The following is a 14798-nucleotide window of genomic DNA, read 5'->3' on the forward strand; positions in this document are numbered from 1 at the left end:
GCGGCCGGCACGGGTCCCGGCTGGTCCTGGACCACTACCTGGAGGCCCTGCTGCGCAAGCCGGGTGTTTGCCGGGTCGACCGCGCTGGAGCAGGCCCGCTCCGCGGGGCGTTTCACTCCTGTCCACGACAAGTGGTGGGCCGCGGCGAAGGCCGCCCACGGCTATGCGGCCGGCACTCGCGCGTTGATCGACGTGCTGCTGCTGGCGAGGCACATGGACCACGAGCAGGTCGTGGCCGGTCTCGCCGCCGCCTACCGAGCCGGGGCCCTGACCGCGGACGCGGTCGCTCTGGAGGCCCGCAAGCTCGCCGAGTCGGACGGTGACCCGCTCCTGCCGGCCCGTCCCGGGACAAAGCAGGTGACGGAGGACGAGGGGCCGACCGCGTCGGTGACCTTCCTCGCCGACTGGAAGCTGTCCCACCTCCCGCCCGACACCCGGCCGCTTCCCTCGGTGGCCCACTACGACCAGCTCCTGCAACGGCCTGGCCGCACGGCCGGCGAGAAAGAAGGATCATGAGTCCACGCAAGCGCGGGCTGACCGAGGAAGCCGCCACCGCCTCCATCGACCTGGCATGCCGCATGCTGCGGCTCCCTACCATCCGCCAGCAGTTCAAGGAGCAGGCCGACGGCGCCGCCCGTGAGCAGATGTCCTACCGGGCCTTTCTGGCCGAGCTGCTGATGACCGAGTACGACGACCGGGCCCGGCACAGGTCCGAACGCCGCATCCGGGCCGCGGCCTTCCCCAGGCAGAAGAGCCTGCGGGCCTTCGACTTCGACGCCAACCCCAACGTCGACCCGGCCACCGTCAACACCCTCGCGACCTGCGAGTGGGTCAAGAAGGGCGAACCGCTCTGCCTGATCGGCGACTCCGGAACCGGCAAGTCCCACCTGCTGATCGCGCTGGGCACTGAGGCGGCCATGCAGGGCTTCCGCGTCCGCTACGTGCTGGCCACCAAGCTCGTCAACGAACTGGTCGAGGCAGCGGACGAGAAGCAGCCGTCGAAGACGATCGCCCGCTACGGACGCGTCGACCTGCTCTGCATCGACGAACTCTGCTACATGGAACTCGACCGGCGAGGCGCTGAGCTGCTGTTCAAGGTCCTGACCGAACGAGAGGAGAAGAACAGCGTCGCCATCGCCTCCAACGATTCCTTCAGCGGCTGGACCAAGACCTTCACCGACCCCCGCCTCTGCGCGGCCATCGTCGACCGCCTCACCTTCAACGGCGCGATCATCCAAACCGGCACCGAGTCCCACCGACTCGCCCACACCAAAGCTTTGGCTGAACAGGCCGCCGCTGGCTGATAGAGGGCCAGCGGAGCCGGCGGCAGCAGGTGAGATCAGCGGTTACCGAGTTCCCGCGCTACTCGCTCCAGTCGGCTTCGGTGGCTCTCCCACCATGCCTGATCACCTGGCGGCATGCTGTCCTTGCCCTGCAAATACCCGACAGATCCGTCGATGAGCTCTCGCACGATGTCGGCGTGGCCGGCGTGCCGCTGAGTATCGGAAATCACGCGCACCATGATGTGGTGCAGTGTCACCTCTCGGCGTTCCTCTGGCCACCACGGGACGTGACCGATCGCGTCCAGCGTCAGCGTCGCGATTGTGGTGTTGGAGTGCTCCCACGCCTGGTGATAGAGCCCAACGATGTCCTCGCGCGACTCGTCTGCACTGGCCCACATATCCGAGTTGGGTTCCGCGTCCTCCGTATACCACCAGGACGGCGGCTCATCATCGAAAAACGGCCGCCCGAACGTGTCGCCGAAGTACCCCAGCTCTACGCTGGCGACATGTTTGACCAGCCCCAACAGGTTCGTGCCCGTCCTGGTCAGTGGACGACGGATGTCGTACTCCGAGAGCCCATCGAGCTTCCACAACAGGGCGTCACGCCCTTCTTGCAGGTATCGGAGAAGGTCCGCTTTCGGGTTAGGTTCGATCATGCCGGGCAGTCTTCCACCCGCCACTGACAGCCGGGCAATAAGCCGGTGTTGCATCCACTCACTGGGCGTACTGCTCGGTGTTCACCTCACCGGGGTCGATCCCGGCCAGCTCGCATGTGGCGTCCCGCACGCCGAAGATGATGAGGCCGCCGAGGGTGTTGGCCATCGCGGCGACGTCCTTGGCCAGTTCGTTCCAGCGGCCCTCGCGCGGAGGCTGGGGAAGCTTTTCCTTCCAGTCCAGGTCGTCGGACTCCGCCAGCCGGCCGGCTGCGGCTTTGGCGACCATGTCGAAGGTGAGCGGGCCGGGCGGCACACCGAGGTGCTCGTGCAGTCGCGTCCAGGAACGGGCCATGCCCGGCACCCTACGGTGCGGCACTGATAGCAGGGCCCGACGACGCCATACGGGCTGCACAGGCATGGCGCGCGTCTGTATCCGGCGTCGCGCGGCCGTGACCTGGTCGCTGGTGGGTTCGTCGGCGCTTGGCCCACGTCCGCTGAGGCTCTGATTGCTGATTCTGCTGGCCGTCTTGCGGACAGCGCGGTGGGGCACAGATGGTCCTGGGCCCCGGCTGCTGGTGTCTCATTACAGGATGGCTGGGACGGCGTCCTCGGCCGTCCAGTCCCCGTCGAAGAGTGCGGCGACCAGGCGGACATGTTCGTCAGGGAACTGGCCGGTGCGGTGCTTGCTGCGGGGCTTGGCGAGCCAGGCGCCGATCCTGACCGTGTCGCCGTCCACGCGGATCTCCTCGCGGGCGGCGGGGGCGCGGCCTTCGCGGTGGAGGAAGAGTTCCAGGAACTGGACGTTCTGTTCGAAGGTGCGGCGTGCCCGGCGGGCGCGGGTGAGCGGGTTGCTCTCAGGTGTCATGCCGAGGGCGCCCATCAGCTGCTGCTGGCCCGGCTGCAGGGCCCGCCAGGTGGTGAGCTGGCGGTGCAGCCAGGAGCCGATCTTCACCCCCGCCAGGAGGGTGTCGCGGCTGAGCGCGGCCGGGTCGGCTCCTTCGGCGAGATGACGGCGCAGAAGGTGGTATTTGCGGTGCCAGTCGGCGCCGTGGGGCACGCGCCAGTCGGCAGCGAGGACGGTCAGCGCGTCGGCGCGGGCGGGATCGAGCTTGTCCTTGGCGTCCAAGTGGCGTTGTTCGGCGAGCCACGCGCCCACGGGGGTGGTGGCGGGCGCGGCGAGGTGGCCGTGGGTGCGCAGGTAGTCGGCGGCTGCGGCCAGGCGGGCGCGCCAGGCGGCGTCGTGCTTGTCCCAGATCATGCCGAGGGCATCGAGTTCGGCGATCCAGTCGGCCTCGAGACGGCCGGCTTTGGCGGCGTCGCGCATGGCGGCGATGAAGGTGCCGAGTGTGTAGCCGGTGGGGTCGGTGTAGTCGGCGGGGACGTCGAGGTGGCCGTACTGGTCGCGGTAGGACTGGGCGGCTGCCAGCCCCAGGCGGCGGGAGCGGGAGACGGCCGGGTCGCGGGGGTCGAAGGACGCCAGGTCCATCGCGCGGGCGATGCGCTCGGGGTGGACGGTTGTTGCCCGGCGTTGAAAATGCCGACGAAGGCGGCGTTCACGGTGCCGACGAACTGTGACGGCGACGCCCCACCGGTGGGTGTTCCGGCGGGGCGGTCGTCGGCGAGGTGTCGTTTTCGTCGGCAAGGTGCCGGTGGTTCAGTACCTGTTTCTGGCCCCCAGTTTTGAAGCGAGCTGACCACCTCAACCTGGTTACACTTCGGGATCCAGAGTGAGGCGCATGCGAACGTAGTTCGCGTTACCTGGACCGGGCCGATGGTGTCCGTCGGGCTTCCATCCGTGCCGTGCATAGAAGGCTTGGGCTCGGCTGTTGCGCTCCCACGCTTCCAGCACGCCCGTGGCCAGCGACGCATCGCGAAGGAATTGGACAAATGCCGCGTGCAGGTAGCTGCCGATGCCTTGTCCCCAAATGCCGGGGCGGACGTGAATCTGGTAGAGCTGCCCCACCGTTGTGACATCAACGTCGGCTTCGTAGGGAGGGCCCATCGCTAAAATGCCCACCAACTCGCCCTCCCGTTCCGCGCACAACACAGTCCGGTCGCTGGACTGGACGGCACGCATCCAGCTCTCCCGCCGACTGGAGTACGCGTCGGAGGAAGTGAGCTCCACGTCTGACACTCCGCCTGCCTGGTAGTACGCCGTGCGGGCCAGAGTGTGCAGGTCAGTGATCCTGTCCACGTCGTCAGGGTTCGCAGGTCGCAAGAACGTCTGAGAAGTCGTCATGATCAGGTGACGCACTCACCGTGATCCATGGTTCCCCTCAGCGGATCCGTTCAGGTACTCAGTCGCCCACCACCTCGCTCACGGACGCGCGGGCGGCGGCCTCGTCGACCAGGTTCTTTCCGGTGGCGAAGGCGGCGACAAGGGCCTGCAGGGAGAGGTTGTTGACCGCTCGCGGGTAGCCGCGCGAGGTCGTGTGGATCAGTGTGAGGGCGTCCTCGGTGAACAGCTGGTCCAGACGCCCGGCGATCTTCAGATGGTGGGCGACGTAGCTGGTGGTCTCGGTGGAGGTCATGCCCGGCGTCGTGTAACGCAGGGCGGTCCGCTGTTCCAAGGCGGCCAGGACTGCGAGCTTCATGGTGCGTCTGAGGGTGGGCTGGCCCACCAGCAGGCAGGACAGTGGGGAGTCCTGGTCCATGCCCTGGTTGGTGAGCATGCGGATGGATTCCAGCTGTTCGTAGGACATCAGGTTGGCCTCGTCGACGACGAGGACGGGGGTGCGTCCGCGTTCCTCGCGTTCGGCCAGCAGGACCTTGCCGGTCTGGACGGTCAGACGGGAGCCAGGAACACCGCCCAGTCGCCTGTGGCCAGGGGCTTTGCCATCGGCTCAGCACTCGGCGGCGGCGTCGGTCAGATCGACGGCCTCGGCGGGCGGATCGGCCAGCGCCGCGTAATTGATCTTCTGTCCGAGGTGGTTGGAATGCGCGTTGTCGACCAAGTGGAGGTAGTCGATGCCGGTGGCCACCTTCGGCTCCTCGGCTGGCACTTCGGGCCGGGCCTTGGGATGGGAGTGCCGTTCGATCTGGAACGGCGTCGCGGTGCCCGCGTCCTTGCCGTCCAGGCGGACTCGCAGGAGCCTGGGACAGCGCGGCGTGCTGCCGTATGTGGTGGATCAGGCCGTCTTCGACAGCGATGAGGGACGAGGCCGGGGCGAGCTGTTCCGCATACTCGCCAGTTCTCCTGATCTCGCGGGGCGCGGCGCTCCGGGCCCGGGCGGCCTGCGGCGTCAGGTGACGGTGGGCCAGGTCCGCAGCAGAGCGGCGATCTTCCCGGCAGTGCAGGCGGGGTCGAGGAGGAGGTCCTTGAGGGCGATGGCATCCTCGCGGCCCGGCTTGACGGAGACCCCGGCGGCTTCGAGGTACATGACACCCGAAGCCGCGGCGACGGCCATGTTGGAACGCTCCAGCCAGCGACACCGGCCCAGCGTGTGCACCAGGGCGGCAGCCTTGGCATAGGGGCCGTCGTAGACGGGGTTCTCGAACAGCTCGGCCCGGTGGCGGGCGACGGCCGAGACCGGGACACCGTAGTCGTCGGGAGCCGGATCGTCCGCTCCGGCGGCCTCGGCGACCTGCAGAATCCAGGCGACGTCGATATGCAGTTCCATCAGGCCGCGTGCGCTCCCCGTGGTGCCTGCTGCTGGCCCTGTTCGGCCTCATCGAAGACCGCCTGGTGGTCGGCCAGGAAGCGGGCGGCCGCCCCCACCGCTCGGACGCGCAGCCCGCTGGCCTCTTCCTGCACCAGCCGCGCGAGGTAGTCCCCGATGCTCAGTCCCAGGTCGGCGGCGCGCTTCTTCGCGAGTTCTGCGACATCCTCGTCCACGCGGGCGCCCAGCTGTGTCTTCGCCATACCAGCATGGTAACAGCTGTTACCGACACCGCCTTCCTCCACGACCTGGCCGGCCGCCTCCACCTGCCCCGCCTCGCACCCACCGACCACGACCTGCTCTGGCAACGGCTGCACACCCGCTGAACCGACCCACATACCCTTGCCGCCCTGACCTCAACAGACCGGCCGGCAACTCCCGTACATAGACGCGCCAACTACCCTGCACAAAAACCGCCACCACGCTCAACCCACTGCGCAGCCATAAACGCCCAGCTCAGCCCACGTACCGCCCGTCGTCGGCGCCACGGCCCCGCGTCAACCCCACCCACGGAACAGACCCACCGCTCAGAACAACTGAGCAACAACAAGCCATAAACAAGATCATTAAGCAACCACGTCAGCTACACCACACTGGTGGCCGCTGACCGAGCGGCGGGCGACCTGGTCGCGGTTTAGGGCTCATGCGGAGCGGATGGAGAGGGTGGACGGGCTGGGGGATGCCGTCTTCTGGGTGGGGAAGACACCGTCGGCGAAGGTGGTCGCGCTGGCCGAGCAGGCGAGGGTGCTGTCGGTGGGCGAGATGAAGGACATCGCCGAGCCTCGCCGCACCGCGATGACCGTGTGCCTGCTCGCGCAGGTGCAGGCGGCGGTGCGGGACGAGACCGTGGTGATGCTCTCCAAGCGCATGTCCCGGCACCTCAAGCGGGCCCAGGAAGAACTGTTGGAGATCGAGAAGCGGCAGAAGGAGACTACCGATCAGCTTCTGGCCACTTTCCGGGACGTGCTGACCGCCCTGCGCGGCAGCGGCGAGGCCGCTCCCGGCGTGTGGGAGGGAGAGGCGTCTCTGGATGACCTGCTGGCGCTGAAGAACGCTCGGGCTGCGATCGAGTCGGCGGGCGGGTTCGAGGCCCAGTTGGAGGAGCTGGAGGCCCTGGACGCGTATCGGGGCAGCAACTACACGGCGCTGGTGGAGCGCTTCTTCAAGCCGGACCGGCCGACCATGTTCAAGATCGCCCGCCGTCTGTCGTTCACCGCGACCTCGACCGACCGAAGCGTGCTGGACGCGCTGGACCACGTCCTCGCTCACCAGCACCTCACCCGGCAACTCGTGGCGGACACACATCCCACCCGCAGGGACGAGAACGGGGAGTCGGTACGGCTGGACCTGTCGTTCGCGCCGAAGATGTGGCTGAAGACCGTCTACTCCCGTGAACAGCCGGGGATGCTGGTCCGCCGCCATTTCGAGGCAATGGTGTTCGCCTGTCTCGTGGAAGAGCTGCGCTGCGGTGATGTCGCCGTGATCGGCGCCGAGGACTACGGTGACTGGACCCGCATGCTCCTGTCCTGGGAGCAATGCGAGTCCAAGCTCGCGGGCTTCTGCGAGCAGGCCGGCCTCCCCGGCACCGCGAGCGAGTTCACCACCCGGCTGCGCGAGCGGCTCACCACGATCGCCGAAACCGTGGACGCCGGGTACCCGGACAACAAGGACCTCACTATCGACCTGGTCACCGGCGTCCCCTCCCTCGCCGTACGCAGAGCAGGCGAGCGCACCGCCTCCGCGGAGAAGCTGGAAGAAGCTCTCTCCGCGCGGCTTCCCGCCCGCAGCGTGCTGGAACCTCTGGCGCGGGCGGCGCACTGGACGGACTGGTGGAAACGGCCCGGCCCACGCTCGGGCAGCGATCCGAAACTGAAGGAACCCCTGCCGCGCTACGTGACCACCGCGTTCGTCTACGGTTCCGGGCTCGGCCCTGCCCAGGCGGTGCGCCACATGCGGGGCAGTGTGACGGCGCACGAGCTCGGCGCGATCGCGAAGCGCCACTTCACCATCCCGGTCCTCAACCGGTGCGGAGCTGACGTGGTCAACGCCCATGCCGGCCTGGATCTGACGGCGGCATGGGGTGACGGGTCGGTGGCGGCGGTGGACGGCACCATGATGGACACCGTCATCGACAACCTCCTCGCCGAGACCTCGATCCGCTACGGCGGCTACGGCGGGATCGCCCACCATCTCGTCTCCGACACCTACGTCGCGCTCTTCTCCCGGTTCATCCCGTGCGGGGTGTGGGAGGCCGTCTATCTCATCGACGCGTTGCTGTCGAATGAGTCGGAGGTCAAGCCGGAGGCCGTACACGCCGACACCCAGGGGCAGTCCTTCCCGGTCTTCGGGCTCGCCCACCTGCTCGGCATCGACCTGCTGCCGCGGATCCGGAACTTCCAGGACCTCACCTTCCACCGCCCTGATCCGCGAGCACCTACCGGCATATCGACGCGCTGTTCTCCGCTGATCCGCGTACCTGCATCGACTGGCAGCTCATCAAGAACGGCTGGAAGGACCTCATACAGGTCGGCCTATCTGTACGGGAAGGCACCGTGTCCTCCATCACCCTCCTGCGTCGCTTGAACAACCACTCCCACAAGAACCAGATCTACCGGGTCTTCCGCGAGGTCGGCCGCGCCGTGCGGACGATCGTTCTGCTCCGCTACCTGTCGGACCCACAGCTGCGGGAGCAGATCACCAGGGCGACGAACAAAGCCGAGGCATACAACGGGTACACGAAGTGGCTGCACTTCGGCGGGGAGGGCTACCTGCGCTCCCGTGATCCCGAACTCCAGGAGAAGGCCGTCAAGTTCCTCGACCTGATGGCCAACAGCATCGTCTTCTCCACCACCGTCGACATAACTGACACACTGCGCCAGATGGCCGCCCAGGGCTGGGAGCTGAGCCCCGACGACATCGCCGCGCTCAGCCCGCACCGCAGGGACAACGTGCTGCGCTTCGGCGACTACGACACCGCCACCCTCCACATTCCGCCCGAGCCGTACGACAGCGCGCTTCGCTTTCCGGCGGATGACTTTTGACAGCCTGCTCAGATCCCCGGTTGATTCAACACGCCTGGTGCCGGGCTGCCACCGGCTTCGGCACGGCTGTCTGAGCCGGTCACGAGCGAGTCGGCATTATGAAGTCCACGGTGAACGATCTCGATATTCCCATGCTGCTATACCGAACGAATGACACAGTGCCAGGCATGGTGACATCCCCACTTCTGCGACAGCTCGCCCGCACCCGCCGCTTCACCCTCGGTGCACCCGCCCGTTTCACCGTGGCGCCGGACGGTACCTGTGTCCTGTTCCTGCGGAGCCGGGCCGGGGACGATCCGATCGGGTGCCTGTGGACGCTCGACCTGGCAACCGGCGCAGAGCGACTGCTCGCTGACCCCGCCGGGCTGCTCGGCGACGCGACCGACGAGGTGCCGGAGGAGGAGCGCATCCGGCGCGAACGCGCCCGGCAGCAGGCCGCCGGGATCACCGACTACGCCACCGACACGGCCGCCCAGGTGGCCGCGTTCGCCCTCTCCGGGCAGCTATGGGTGGTGGATACCGGCTCCGGCGCCGTCCGGCAACTGCCCGCCCGGCAGCCGGTGGTGGACCCGCACCCGTCCCCGGACGGCCGGTCCATCGCCTACGTCTCCGGCGGCGCGCTCCGGGTGATCGGCGCCGACGGCAGTGGCGACCGAGCGGTGGCCGCGCCCGAGCCGGCGGAAGGTCCGGACGTCTTCTTCGGCCTGCCGGAGCATGTGGCGAGCGAGTCGATGGGCCGCTACCGGGCGTACTGGTGGGCACCGGAGGGGGAGCGGATACTGACCACCCGAGTGGACAACCGCGAGGTCAGGCTGTGGTACATCACCGATCCGGCCGACCCCGCCAAGCCGCCGCGCACGATGCGCTACCCGCAGGTCGGTACCGCCAACGCCGAGGTCACGCTCTGGATCGCCGATCTGGCGGGCAACCGCACCGAGGTCCGCTGGGACCGGACCCGCTTCGAATACCTGCCCGCGGCCGGCTGGGACGGGCACGGTCCGTTCGCCGCCGTACTCAGCCGCGACCAGCGCACGCTCCAGGTACTGGCCGTCGACCCGGCAGACGGTACGACCAGCCTCCTGGCCGAGCGGCACGATGAGCACTGGGTGGAGCTGCTGGTGCCCGGAGTGCCCGCGCGCACAGCTACCGGCCTGCTTGTCGACTACCTCGACCGGAACGAGACCCGGCACCTGAGCATCGACGGCACGCCCGTCACACCGGACGGCCTGCAGCTGCACGAGGTGCTTGCAGTGGACGGCGAGACGGTGCTTTTCACGGCGGCCGCAGAACCCACCGAGCGCCATGTGTGGAGGTACCGTCCGGGCCAGGGCATACACCGGTTGACCGAGCAGCCGGGCGTGCACTCCGGCGCATTCTGCGGCGGCACGTTCGTACACACCACGCGCACGCTGGATCTGCCGGGCTCGCACACCGCCGTGCACCGCCTGACCGGGGACGGCCGACCGGAACCGGATGGCCCCGCGCCCGTCGAAATCAGCTCGCACGCCCAACGCCCGCTGCTGCAACTGCGTGTCGAGCCCGCCGCCGTCGGGCCGCGCGCACTGCGCACACACCTCTTCCTGCCGTCCTGGCACAAGGCCGGTGATGCCCAGCTGCCGGTGCTGGTCGACCCCTACGGCGGCCCCGCGATGCAGAAGGTGATGGCCGAACAGACCTCTCACACCCTCGTCTCTCAGTGGTTCGCCGAACAGGGCTTCGCGGTGCTGGTGACGGACGGCGCCGGCACGCCCGGACGCGGGCCGCGCTGGGAGAAGGAGATCTTCGGTGACCTGGTCGGCCCGACCCTGGACGACCAGGTTGCCGCGCTGCACGCGACCGCCGAGCGCCACCCGGAGCTGGATCTCGACCGGGTCGGCATCCGCGGCTGGTCGTTCAGCGGGATGCTGGCCGCCGCCGCGGTGCTGCGCCGACCCGACACCTTCCACGCCGCAGTGGCCGGCGCTCCGCTCACCAACCAGCATCTCTACGATGCCTGCTGGAAAGAGCGCTTCCTCGGTCTGCCCGACCAATACCCGGCGCACTATGAGCTGTCTTCGCTTCTTGCTGACGCTCCAAAGCTCAGCCGCCCGCTGCTGCTGATGCACGGACTGGCAGACGACAACGTCTTCGTGGCTAGTACGCTCCAACTCTCCAGCGCTCTGCTGGCCGCGGGGAAGCCGCACGAGGTGCTGCCGCTAAGCGGGATGACACATGCCGCACCGACCAACGACACATTCGCCCGGCTACTGGGGCACCAACTGGAATTCCTCCAGCGGCACCTGGCCGGCCGCCCCGCCACGGTGCCCTGCTAGGCCCGATACTCCCGAAGCTACGGGCAGGTGCCAATTGGCACCTGCCCCACGGCTTCCTGGCTGCCATCACTCTGTGTATTCGCTAGGCGGGAGACACCCCCAACAGCAAGGCCCGGGGTCTTTGGAGGAGATATCCGCGAAGCGGCCCCCGCGGGGGCCGCTTCGCGGATATCTCCTCCAAAGACCTACTACGTCTTCACCATGCCGGAGGGCCCGCCGGTGTTCTACATGCAGCCCGGCGACGCCCACCGGCACGGGCCGCTCGGCTTCCGCGCCGACCGGCTCTCCGACGGCCTGCCCGCGCTCGACCTGTCCCGTGAGGCGCCCCGCGTCCTGGAGGAGTGGTCGATCGTGGCCAACCGAACGGGGCTGCTCTACATCGAGCGGCGGGGCACCGGGCGCTGGTACCAGCCGCCGGCCCCGTGGGCGCCCCCGCCCGAGTGGCTGGCCGCCGCGCACTACCACGGCAAAGCGATCTTCCTGACGGCCCCGGCCGGATCGATCCCCGCCACGAACCTCGACACGGGCACCGGCGACCTGTCCGGACTCCTCGCCGTGGGCCGCCGCGCCGAGCTGTTCGGGGCGGTCATGACCGTCACCGGTCTTGCCTGACGTCCCGACACCACGCCCTGAAAGACACCGTCATGGCTGCTTCCGCCACGGCCGGCCGCAACCTGTACTGGGACATCACCGCGCACCGTGCCAGCGACTTCTACGAAGCGGCCAGCGCGCCCGGCACCGGGCTCCTGGCCGTCGTCCCCGTCCTCCTCCAGCATGCGGCCGAGTTCGGGCTGCACACGACCACCCACGTCGCTCAGATGGTGCTCGCCGCCGTCGTGCACGAGGACTGCCCCGCGCACTGCCGCACGCCCCAGGGGGCCGCGGACCTCGAGAGCCTGGTCCCATCCAGTACCGACCCCATGGCCCTGCTGACGGCAGCGGACGCGCAGCAACTGCTCTTCGGGACACCCCTCGCCGAGGGGATCTCCAGCGCGGAGGAGCAGGCGGTAGCGACCGCCTGCGCCCGTGCGGCCGTTCAGGACGCCCTCGACGTTGTCGACCAGGGGACCGCCGGGCGCGAGCGGATGATCGAACGCTTCTGGGAGCTCCGTGATGACCCGCGGGCCCTCGTCGCCGTCAGCATCCTGACCGCGGCCGCAGTCCGCGCTGTCTCCACCGATCGACCGACTACCGCAGAAGGGAACCGCCCGTGACCCGCAGGGACATCACCCAGACCGACCCGGCCGCCGACCTCTCCGACGTTCAGTCCGGCAAGCGCATCACCCTGGACGAGCTGGCCGTGAGCCTGTCCGCTGCCCGCCTGATGCTCAGGAAGCTCGCCCGAGCCGCCGAGACCCCGGACACGCCCGTGGAGCTGTCCGACACGATCAAGGGCCTAGGCCGCCTCGCTGACGATGTGGGGCGGGAGGCCGACCACGCTGCGTTCCTGGCCCGTGTGGTCGTGGGAGACGTTCCCCTGGCCAAGACTTTCAAGGGCGAGGACCCGTGGGGTACGGCGGCACGGGGAACGGACCGCGAGGACTTCGGCGGCCCTGCGATCATCCCGACCCAGCGGCAGCTCATCCACCTTGCCCAGCAAGCCAAGTGGGCTCTCGCCCATGAGGGGGATGAGGCGGACACGACCACCTACCCGGAAGCGATGGAAGGGGTGGGTCTCGGCTTCGAGTCCAAGGAGGCGCAGGCCCGGCGCCGCCGCGAGCGGGACGCGCTAGTCGCCCGCGAGGCCCGGCTCATCCCCTGCGAGCGGTGTGCGGCGGGGGAGGGCGAACTGTGCCGTACGAACAACGGCCGGGTGGCATCCGCGTACTCCCCCGAGGGGAATGTGTCTACTGGTTGGTGCCCGAAGGTTTGACCATTCAGATCCCGGGCGTGTAGGCCCTGTTCTCCCGAAGCTGCCGCGAAGTGACAAGTAACTCAGCGTGTCGTTAGGGCCTTGGCTTCTGTGCGAGGTTCAGGCACCTCGCTGCCGGTGAGAGCGGCGAAGTCGGCGTGGGCCTGTTCGATGGCTTCGGGGTACGCCACCCGTATTTCGTGCTCAAGGGGGGTGTGGCGCCCCCCTTCGGCCCTTCGGTTGAGAAGCGCTCAGGCGACGAACCGAGCAGTCCCTGGCTACGATCACACGGTGGATGCTGGAGTAGCCGGGCTCGTAGGTGCGTTAGGCGGCGCTGTCGTTGGCGCTGCGGGCGCGTCAGTAGCCGCCGTGATCACCTTTCGAGGGGCCCGATATCAAGCGGACCGGCAGCGGCAAGCCGCGCACGAGCAGTGGCTACGCCAGATTCGCCGCGACGCGTATGCCCCCTTCCTCTCGCACGCGAGGACAGGGGTATCGCTCATGTGCGGAATTGACCGGCCGGCATCGTCTGCTGAGTTCGCCGAAGTCGAGACAGCTATCGGCGGGATGCGCACGACGATGGGCACCCTGCTGCTTGAGGCGCCGGAGGAGATTCGGGCCCTAGCCGACGCGGTCTATGTGCAGACGCGCTTCCTGCACAGAGAGCTCGTCAGGGGGGACTTTGAGGAGCGCCGCCGGATATCGACCGGTCGGCGGTTGCGCAAGGCGTACGAGGGACTGCTGGCCGCTTGCCGTCGGTCGCTTCAGGACGCCGAGTACACCGGGCCGGAGATGGAACTGCCGTAGCCGGCACTGTACGAACGGCTGCAGAGGTTATGCCCTGCCATAGCCGCGAACGCGTACCTCGTTGCGGCTGTACACGGGGCGGTCCAGATGCCGTGTGCAATAAGGGCGGGAGCGGTGAGTGACGCTGCGGGACGGTGTCTGTTCCCGGCTAGGGTCGGGAACAGACACACGGGGATACTGCCGGAAATGCCAGGGCTACTGCCACAGGTACGGTATGGACGGCGGACCGCTCTGTCCCCCGTGCACGGAGATCGTCAAGCAGGCCAGGGCAAAGCCCTCCCGCGCCGGCGCCTGACACCCCGGCCTCATCCGGCCGGGCTGAGCGGCCGCCGTGTCTCCTCCAGTTCCCGGACCATGCCGACGGCCAGCATCACCGCGGCGAGGGCGTTGGCGAGCGTGATCTGCGTCGGGCCCGCCGCGTGGGCGGTGGCGTGACGGTTGTACTCCTCGGGGACGGGCGGCCCGAAGTACGGCTCATAGGCCTTATGGATGCTGGTGTGGACGCAGTACGCGCGGAACTGGCCGACCAGGGTGTCCGGTGAGGCCTTCGGGAGCTTCGCGGCCAGGCTCTCGAAGTGGAACCGGCCCTTCCTGCCCTGAAGGCTGGGGTCCGCTCGCACCATGGCGCGCAGCACGGTGTCCAGGACGGAGGAAGCGAGGGTCTGGGCGGCCGCGTACTTGCCACTGCTGATCGAGTCCAGGCAGTCGGTGAGGAAGTCGGCTTCTGCTGCCAGGTCATCGCGGACGACGTGGCTGAGGACGGTGCGGCAGTGCTCGATGACGGCGGTCGCCTGCTGTTCCAGTACCTTGCGGCGGGCCGGGGCGTCCGGCGCGTCGAGCAGGTCGCGGATCACGTCCGCCGACGGCGTCCACACCAGGGGGATGCCCTCTTCCATGATGGAGAGCATGTCGAGGCGCCTGAGCTGGTCCTCACGCCAGTTCTCCGGGTCGAGGTCCTGCAGGCGTTCCCACAGTGTCGAACCGGCGAGGCGGAAGGCCTGGTTGCGGCTCTCGTCCACCGACAGGCTCGCGGCGTGACAGACGAGAAGGGCCCGACACCAAGGGCGAGGCCCCAAGGCCGGGAGACAAACCGGCTTTCGAGGCCGAGAGCGAGCCGGACTTCGGGCCGCTCAATCCCGATATCATCGGCGCCTTGACCCGCGCGCAAGAACACCTGCACACCGCCGC

Annotated in this window: 15 protein-coding genes and 2 pseudogenes; 8 read left to right on the plus strand and 9 right to left on the minus strand. The window is 68.5% G+C overall.

The genetic code is table 11. The features are described 5' to 3' along the window. The first annotated feature begins 63 nt into the window (after nt 1-63). Both ABEA82_RS37225 and istB read left to right on the plus strand, forming a co-directional pair. A complete protein-coding gene (locus ABEA82_RS37225; RefSeq protein WP_345666193.1) occupies nt 64-516 on the plus strand; it encodes a hypothetical protein in 453 nt (150 codons plus the stop codon). Beyond that, nucleotides 510-1304, plus strand: coding sequence for an IS21-like element helper ATPase IstB (gene istB / locus ABEA82_RS37230; RefSeq protein ID WP_345666222.1), 795 nt, complete (start codon nt 510-512; stop codon nt 1302-1304). The genes ABEA82_RS37225 and istB overlap by 7 nt, the downstream gene beginning before the upstream one ends. Before the next feature lie 35 nt (nt 1305-1339). On the opposite strand, the gene ABEA82_RS37235 is transcribed toward istB, so the two are convergent. The 8 genes and pseudogenes from ABEA82_RS37235 to ABEA82_RS37270 form a co-directional block, all read right to left on the minus strand. Further along, nucleotides 1340-1939 carry a DinB family protein gene (locus ABEA82_RS37235; protein WP_345666194.1) on the minus strand — a complete coding sequence of 200 codons (600 nt, stop codon included), beginning with the start codon at nt 1937-1939 and terminating at the stop codon, nt 1340-1342. Nucleotides 1940-1997: 58 nt separating this feature from the next. Next, nucleotides 1998-2291 carry an AlbA family DNA-binding domain-containing protein gene (locus ABEA82_RS37240; protein WP_345666195.1) on the minus strand — a complete coding sequence of 98 codons (294 nt, stop codon included), beginning with the start codon at nt 2289-2291 and terminating at the stop codon, nt 1998-2000. A gap of 231 nt (nt 2292-2522) precedes the next feature. Next, nucleotides 2523-3425, minus strand: coding sequence for a helicase associated domain-containing protein (locus ABEA82_RS37245; RefSeq protein ID WP_345666196.1), 903 nt, complete (start codon nt 3423-3425; stop codon nt 2523-2525). Between the two features lie 222 nt (nt 3426-3647). Further along, nucleotides 3648-4133, minus strand: a complete 486-nt coding sequence (locus tag ABEA82_RS37250) for a GNAT family N-acetyltransferase (protein WP_345666197.1) — start codon at nt 4131-4133, stop codon at nt 3648-3650. Between the two features lie 103 nt (nt 4134-4236). After that, nucleotides 4237-4752 (minus strand): ExeA family protein, encoded by a 516-nt coding sequence (locus ABEA82_RS37255; RefSeq protein ID WP_345666223.1) that lies wholly within the window; start codon nt 4750-4752, stop codon nt 4237-4239. Nucleotides 4753-4782: 30 nt separating this feature from the next. Next, a pseudogene (locus ABEA82_RS38785) lies at nt 4783-5028 on the minus strand (DDE-type integrase/transposase/recombinase); the annotation flags it as partial. A gap of 153 nt (nt 5029-5181) precedes the next feature. After that, on the minus strand, nt 5182-5559 hold the full coding sequence (locus ABEA82_RS37265) for a fic family toxin-antitoxin system, toxin component (protein ID WP_345666199.1): 378 nt from the start codon (nt 5557-5559) through the stop codon (nt 5182-5184). Further along, nucleotides 5559-5801: a hypothetical protein gene (locus ABEA82_RS37270; protein WP_345666200.1), complete on the minus strand. Its 243-nt coding sequence runs from the start codon at nt 5799-5801 to the stop codon at nt 5559-5561. Before ABEA82_RS37270 ends, ABEA82_RS37265 begins: the two co-directional genes overlap by 1 nt. A gap of 1312 nt (nt 5802-7113) precedes the next feature. On the opposite strand from ABEA82_RS37270, the pseudogene ABEA82_RS37275 reads away from it, so the two are divergent. The 6 genes and pseudogenes from ABEA82_RS37275 (at nt 7114) to ABEA82_RS37300 (ending at nt 13610) form a co-directional block, all read left to right on the plus strand. Continuing rightward, a pseudogene (locus ABEA82_RS37275) lies at nt 7114-8639 on the plus strand (transposase). Nucleotides 8640-8806: 167 nt separating this feature from the next. Further along, entirely contained in the window at nt 8807-10951 is a 2145-nt protein-coding gene (locus tag ABEA82_RS37280) for a S9 family peptidase (RefSeq protein WP_345666201.1), read from the plus strand. 201 nt (nt 10952-11152) lie between these two features. Then, on the plus strand, nt 11153-11563 hold the full coding sequence (locus ABEA82_RS37285; RefSeq protein ID WP_345666202.1) for a hypothetical protein: 411 nt from the start codon (nt 11153-11155) through the stop codon (nt 11561-11563). 32 nt (nt 11564-11595) lie between these two features. Beyond that, complete coding sequence (locus ABEA82_RS37290; protein ID WP_345666203.1) at nt 11596-12165, plus strand: hypothetical protein; 570 nt, start codon at nt 11596-11598, stop codon at nt 12163-12165. Beyond that, nucleotides 12162-12824: a hypothetical protein gene (locus ABEA82_RS37295; RefSeq protein ID WP_345666204.1), complete on the plus strand. Its 663-nt coding sequence runs from the start codon at nt 12162-12164 to the stop codon at nt 12822-12824. Before ABEA82_RS37290 ends, ABEA82_RS37295 begins: the two co-directional genes overlap by 4 nt. A 348-nt stretch (nt 12825-13172) precedes the next feature. Beyond that, entirely contained in the window at nt 13173-13610 is a 438-nt protein-coding gene (locus tag ABEA82_RS37300) for a hypothetical protein (RefSeq protein WP_345666205.1), read from the plus strand. A gap of 305 nt (nt 13611-13915) precedes the next feature. Here the strand turns inward: ABEA82_RS37300 and ABEA82_RS37305 are convergent, their stop codons facing one another. Further along, nucleotides 13916-14629: a hypothetical protein gene (locus tag ABEA82_RS37305; RefSeq protein ID WP_345666206.1), complete on the minus strand. Its 714-nt coding sequence runs from the start codon at nt 14627-14629 to the stop codon at nt 13916-13918. Nucleotides 14630-14798: the final 169 nt, after the last annotated feature.

This window comes from Streptomyces venetus, assembly GCF_039540295.1.
Taxonomy (GTDB): domain Bacteria; phylum Actinomycetota; class Actinomycetes; order Streptomycetales; family Streptomycetaceae; genus Streptomyces; species Streptomyces venetus.

Bases quoted from the DNA above. Each gene is read 5' to 3' on its own strand.
- ABEA82_RS37235 (WP_345666194.1), bottom strand. From the start codon at position 1,939: ATGATCGAACCTAACCCGAAAGCGGACCTTCTCCGATACCTGCAAGAA.
- ABEA82_RS37240 (WP_345666195.1), bottom strand. From the start codon at position 2,291: ATGGCCCGTTCCTGGACGCGACTGCACGAGCACCTCGGTGTGCCGCCC.
- ABEA82_RS37245 (WP_345666196.1), bottom strand. From the start codon at position 3,425: ATGGACCTGGCGTCCTTCGACCCCCGCGACCCGGCCGTCTCCCGCTCC.
- ABEA82_RS37265 (WP_345666199.1), bottom strand. From the start codon at position 5,559: ATGGAACTGCATATCGACGTCGCCTGGATTCTGCAGGTCGCCGAGGCC.
- ABEA82_RS37270 (WP_345666200.1), bottom strand. From the start codon at position 5,801: ATGGCGAAGACACAGCTGGGCGCCCGCGTGGACGAGGATGTCGCAGAA.
- ABEA82_RS37280 (WP_345666201.1), top strand. From the start codon at position 8,807: ATGGTGACATCCCCACTTCTGCGACAGCTCGCCCGCACCCGCCGCTTC.
- ABEA82_RS37285 (WP_345666202.1), top strand. From the start codon at position 11,153: ATGCCGGAGGGCCCGCCGGTGTTCTACATGCAGCCCGGCGACGCCCAC.
- ABEA82_RS37290 (WP_345666203.1), top strand. From the start codon at position 11,596: ATGGCTGCTTCCGCCACGGCCGGCCGCAACCTGTACTGGGACATCACC.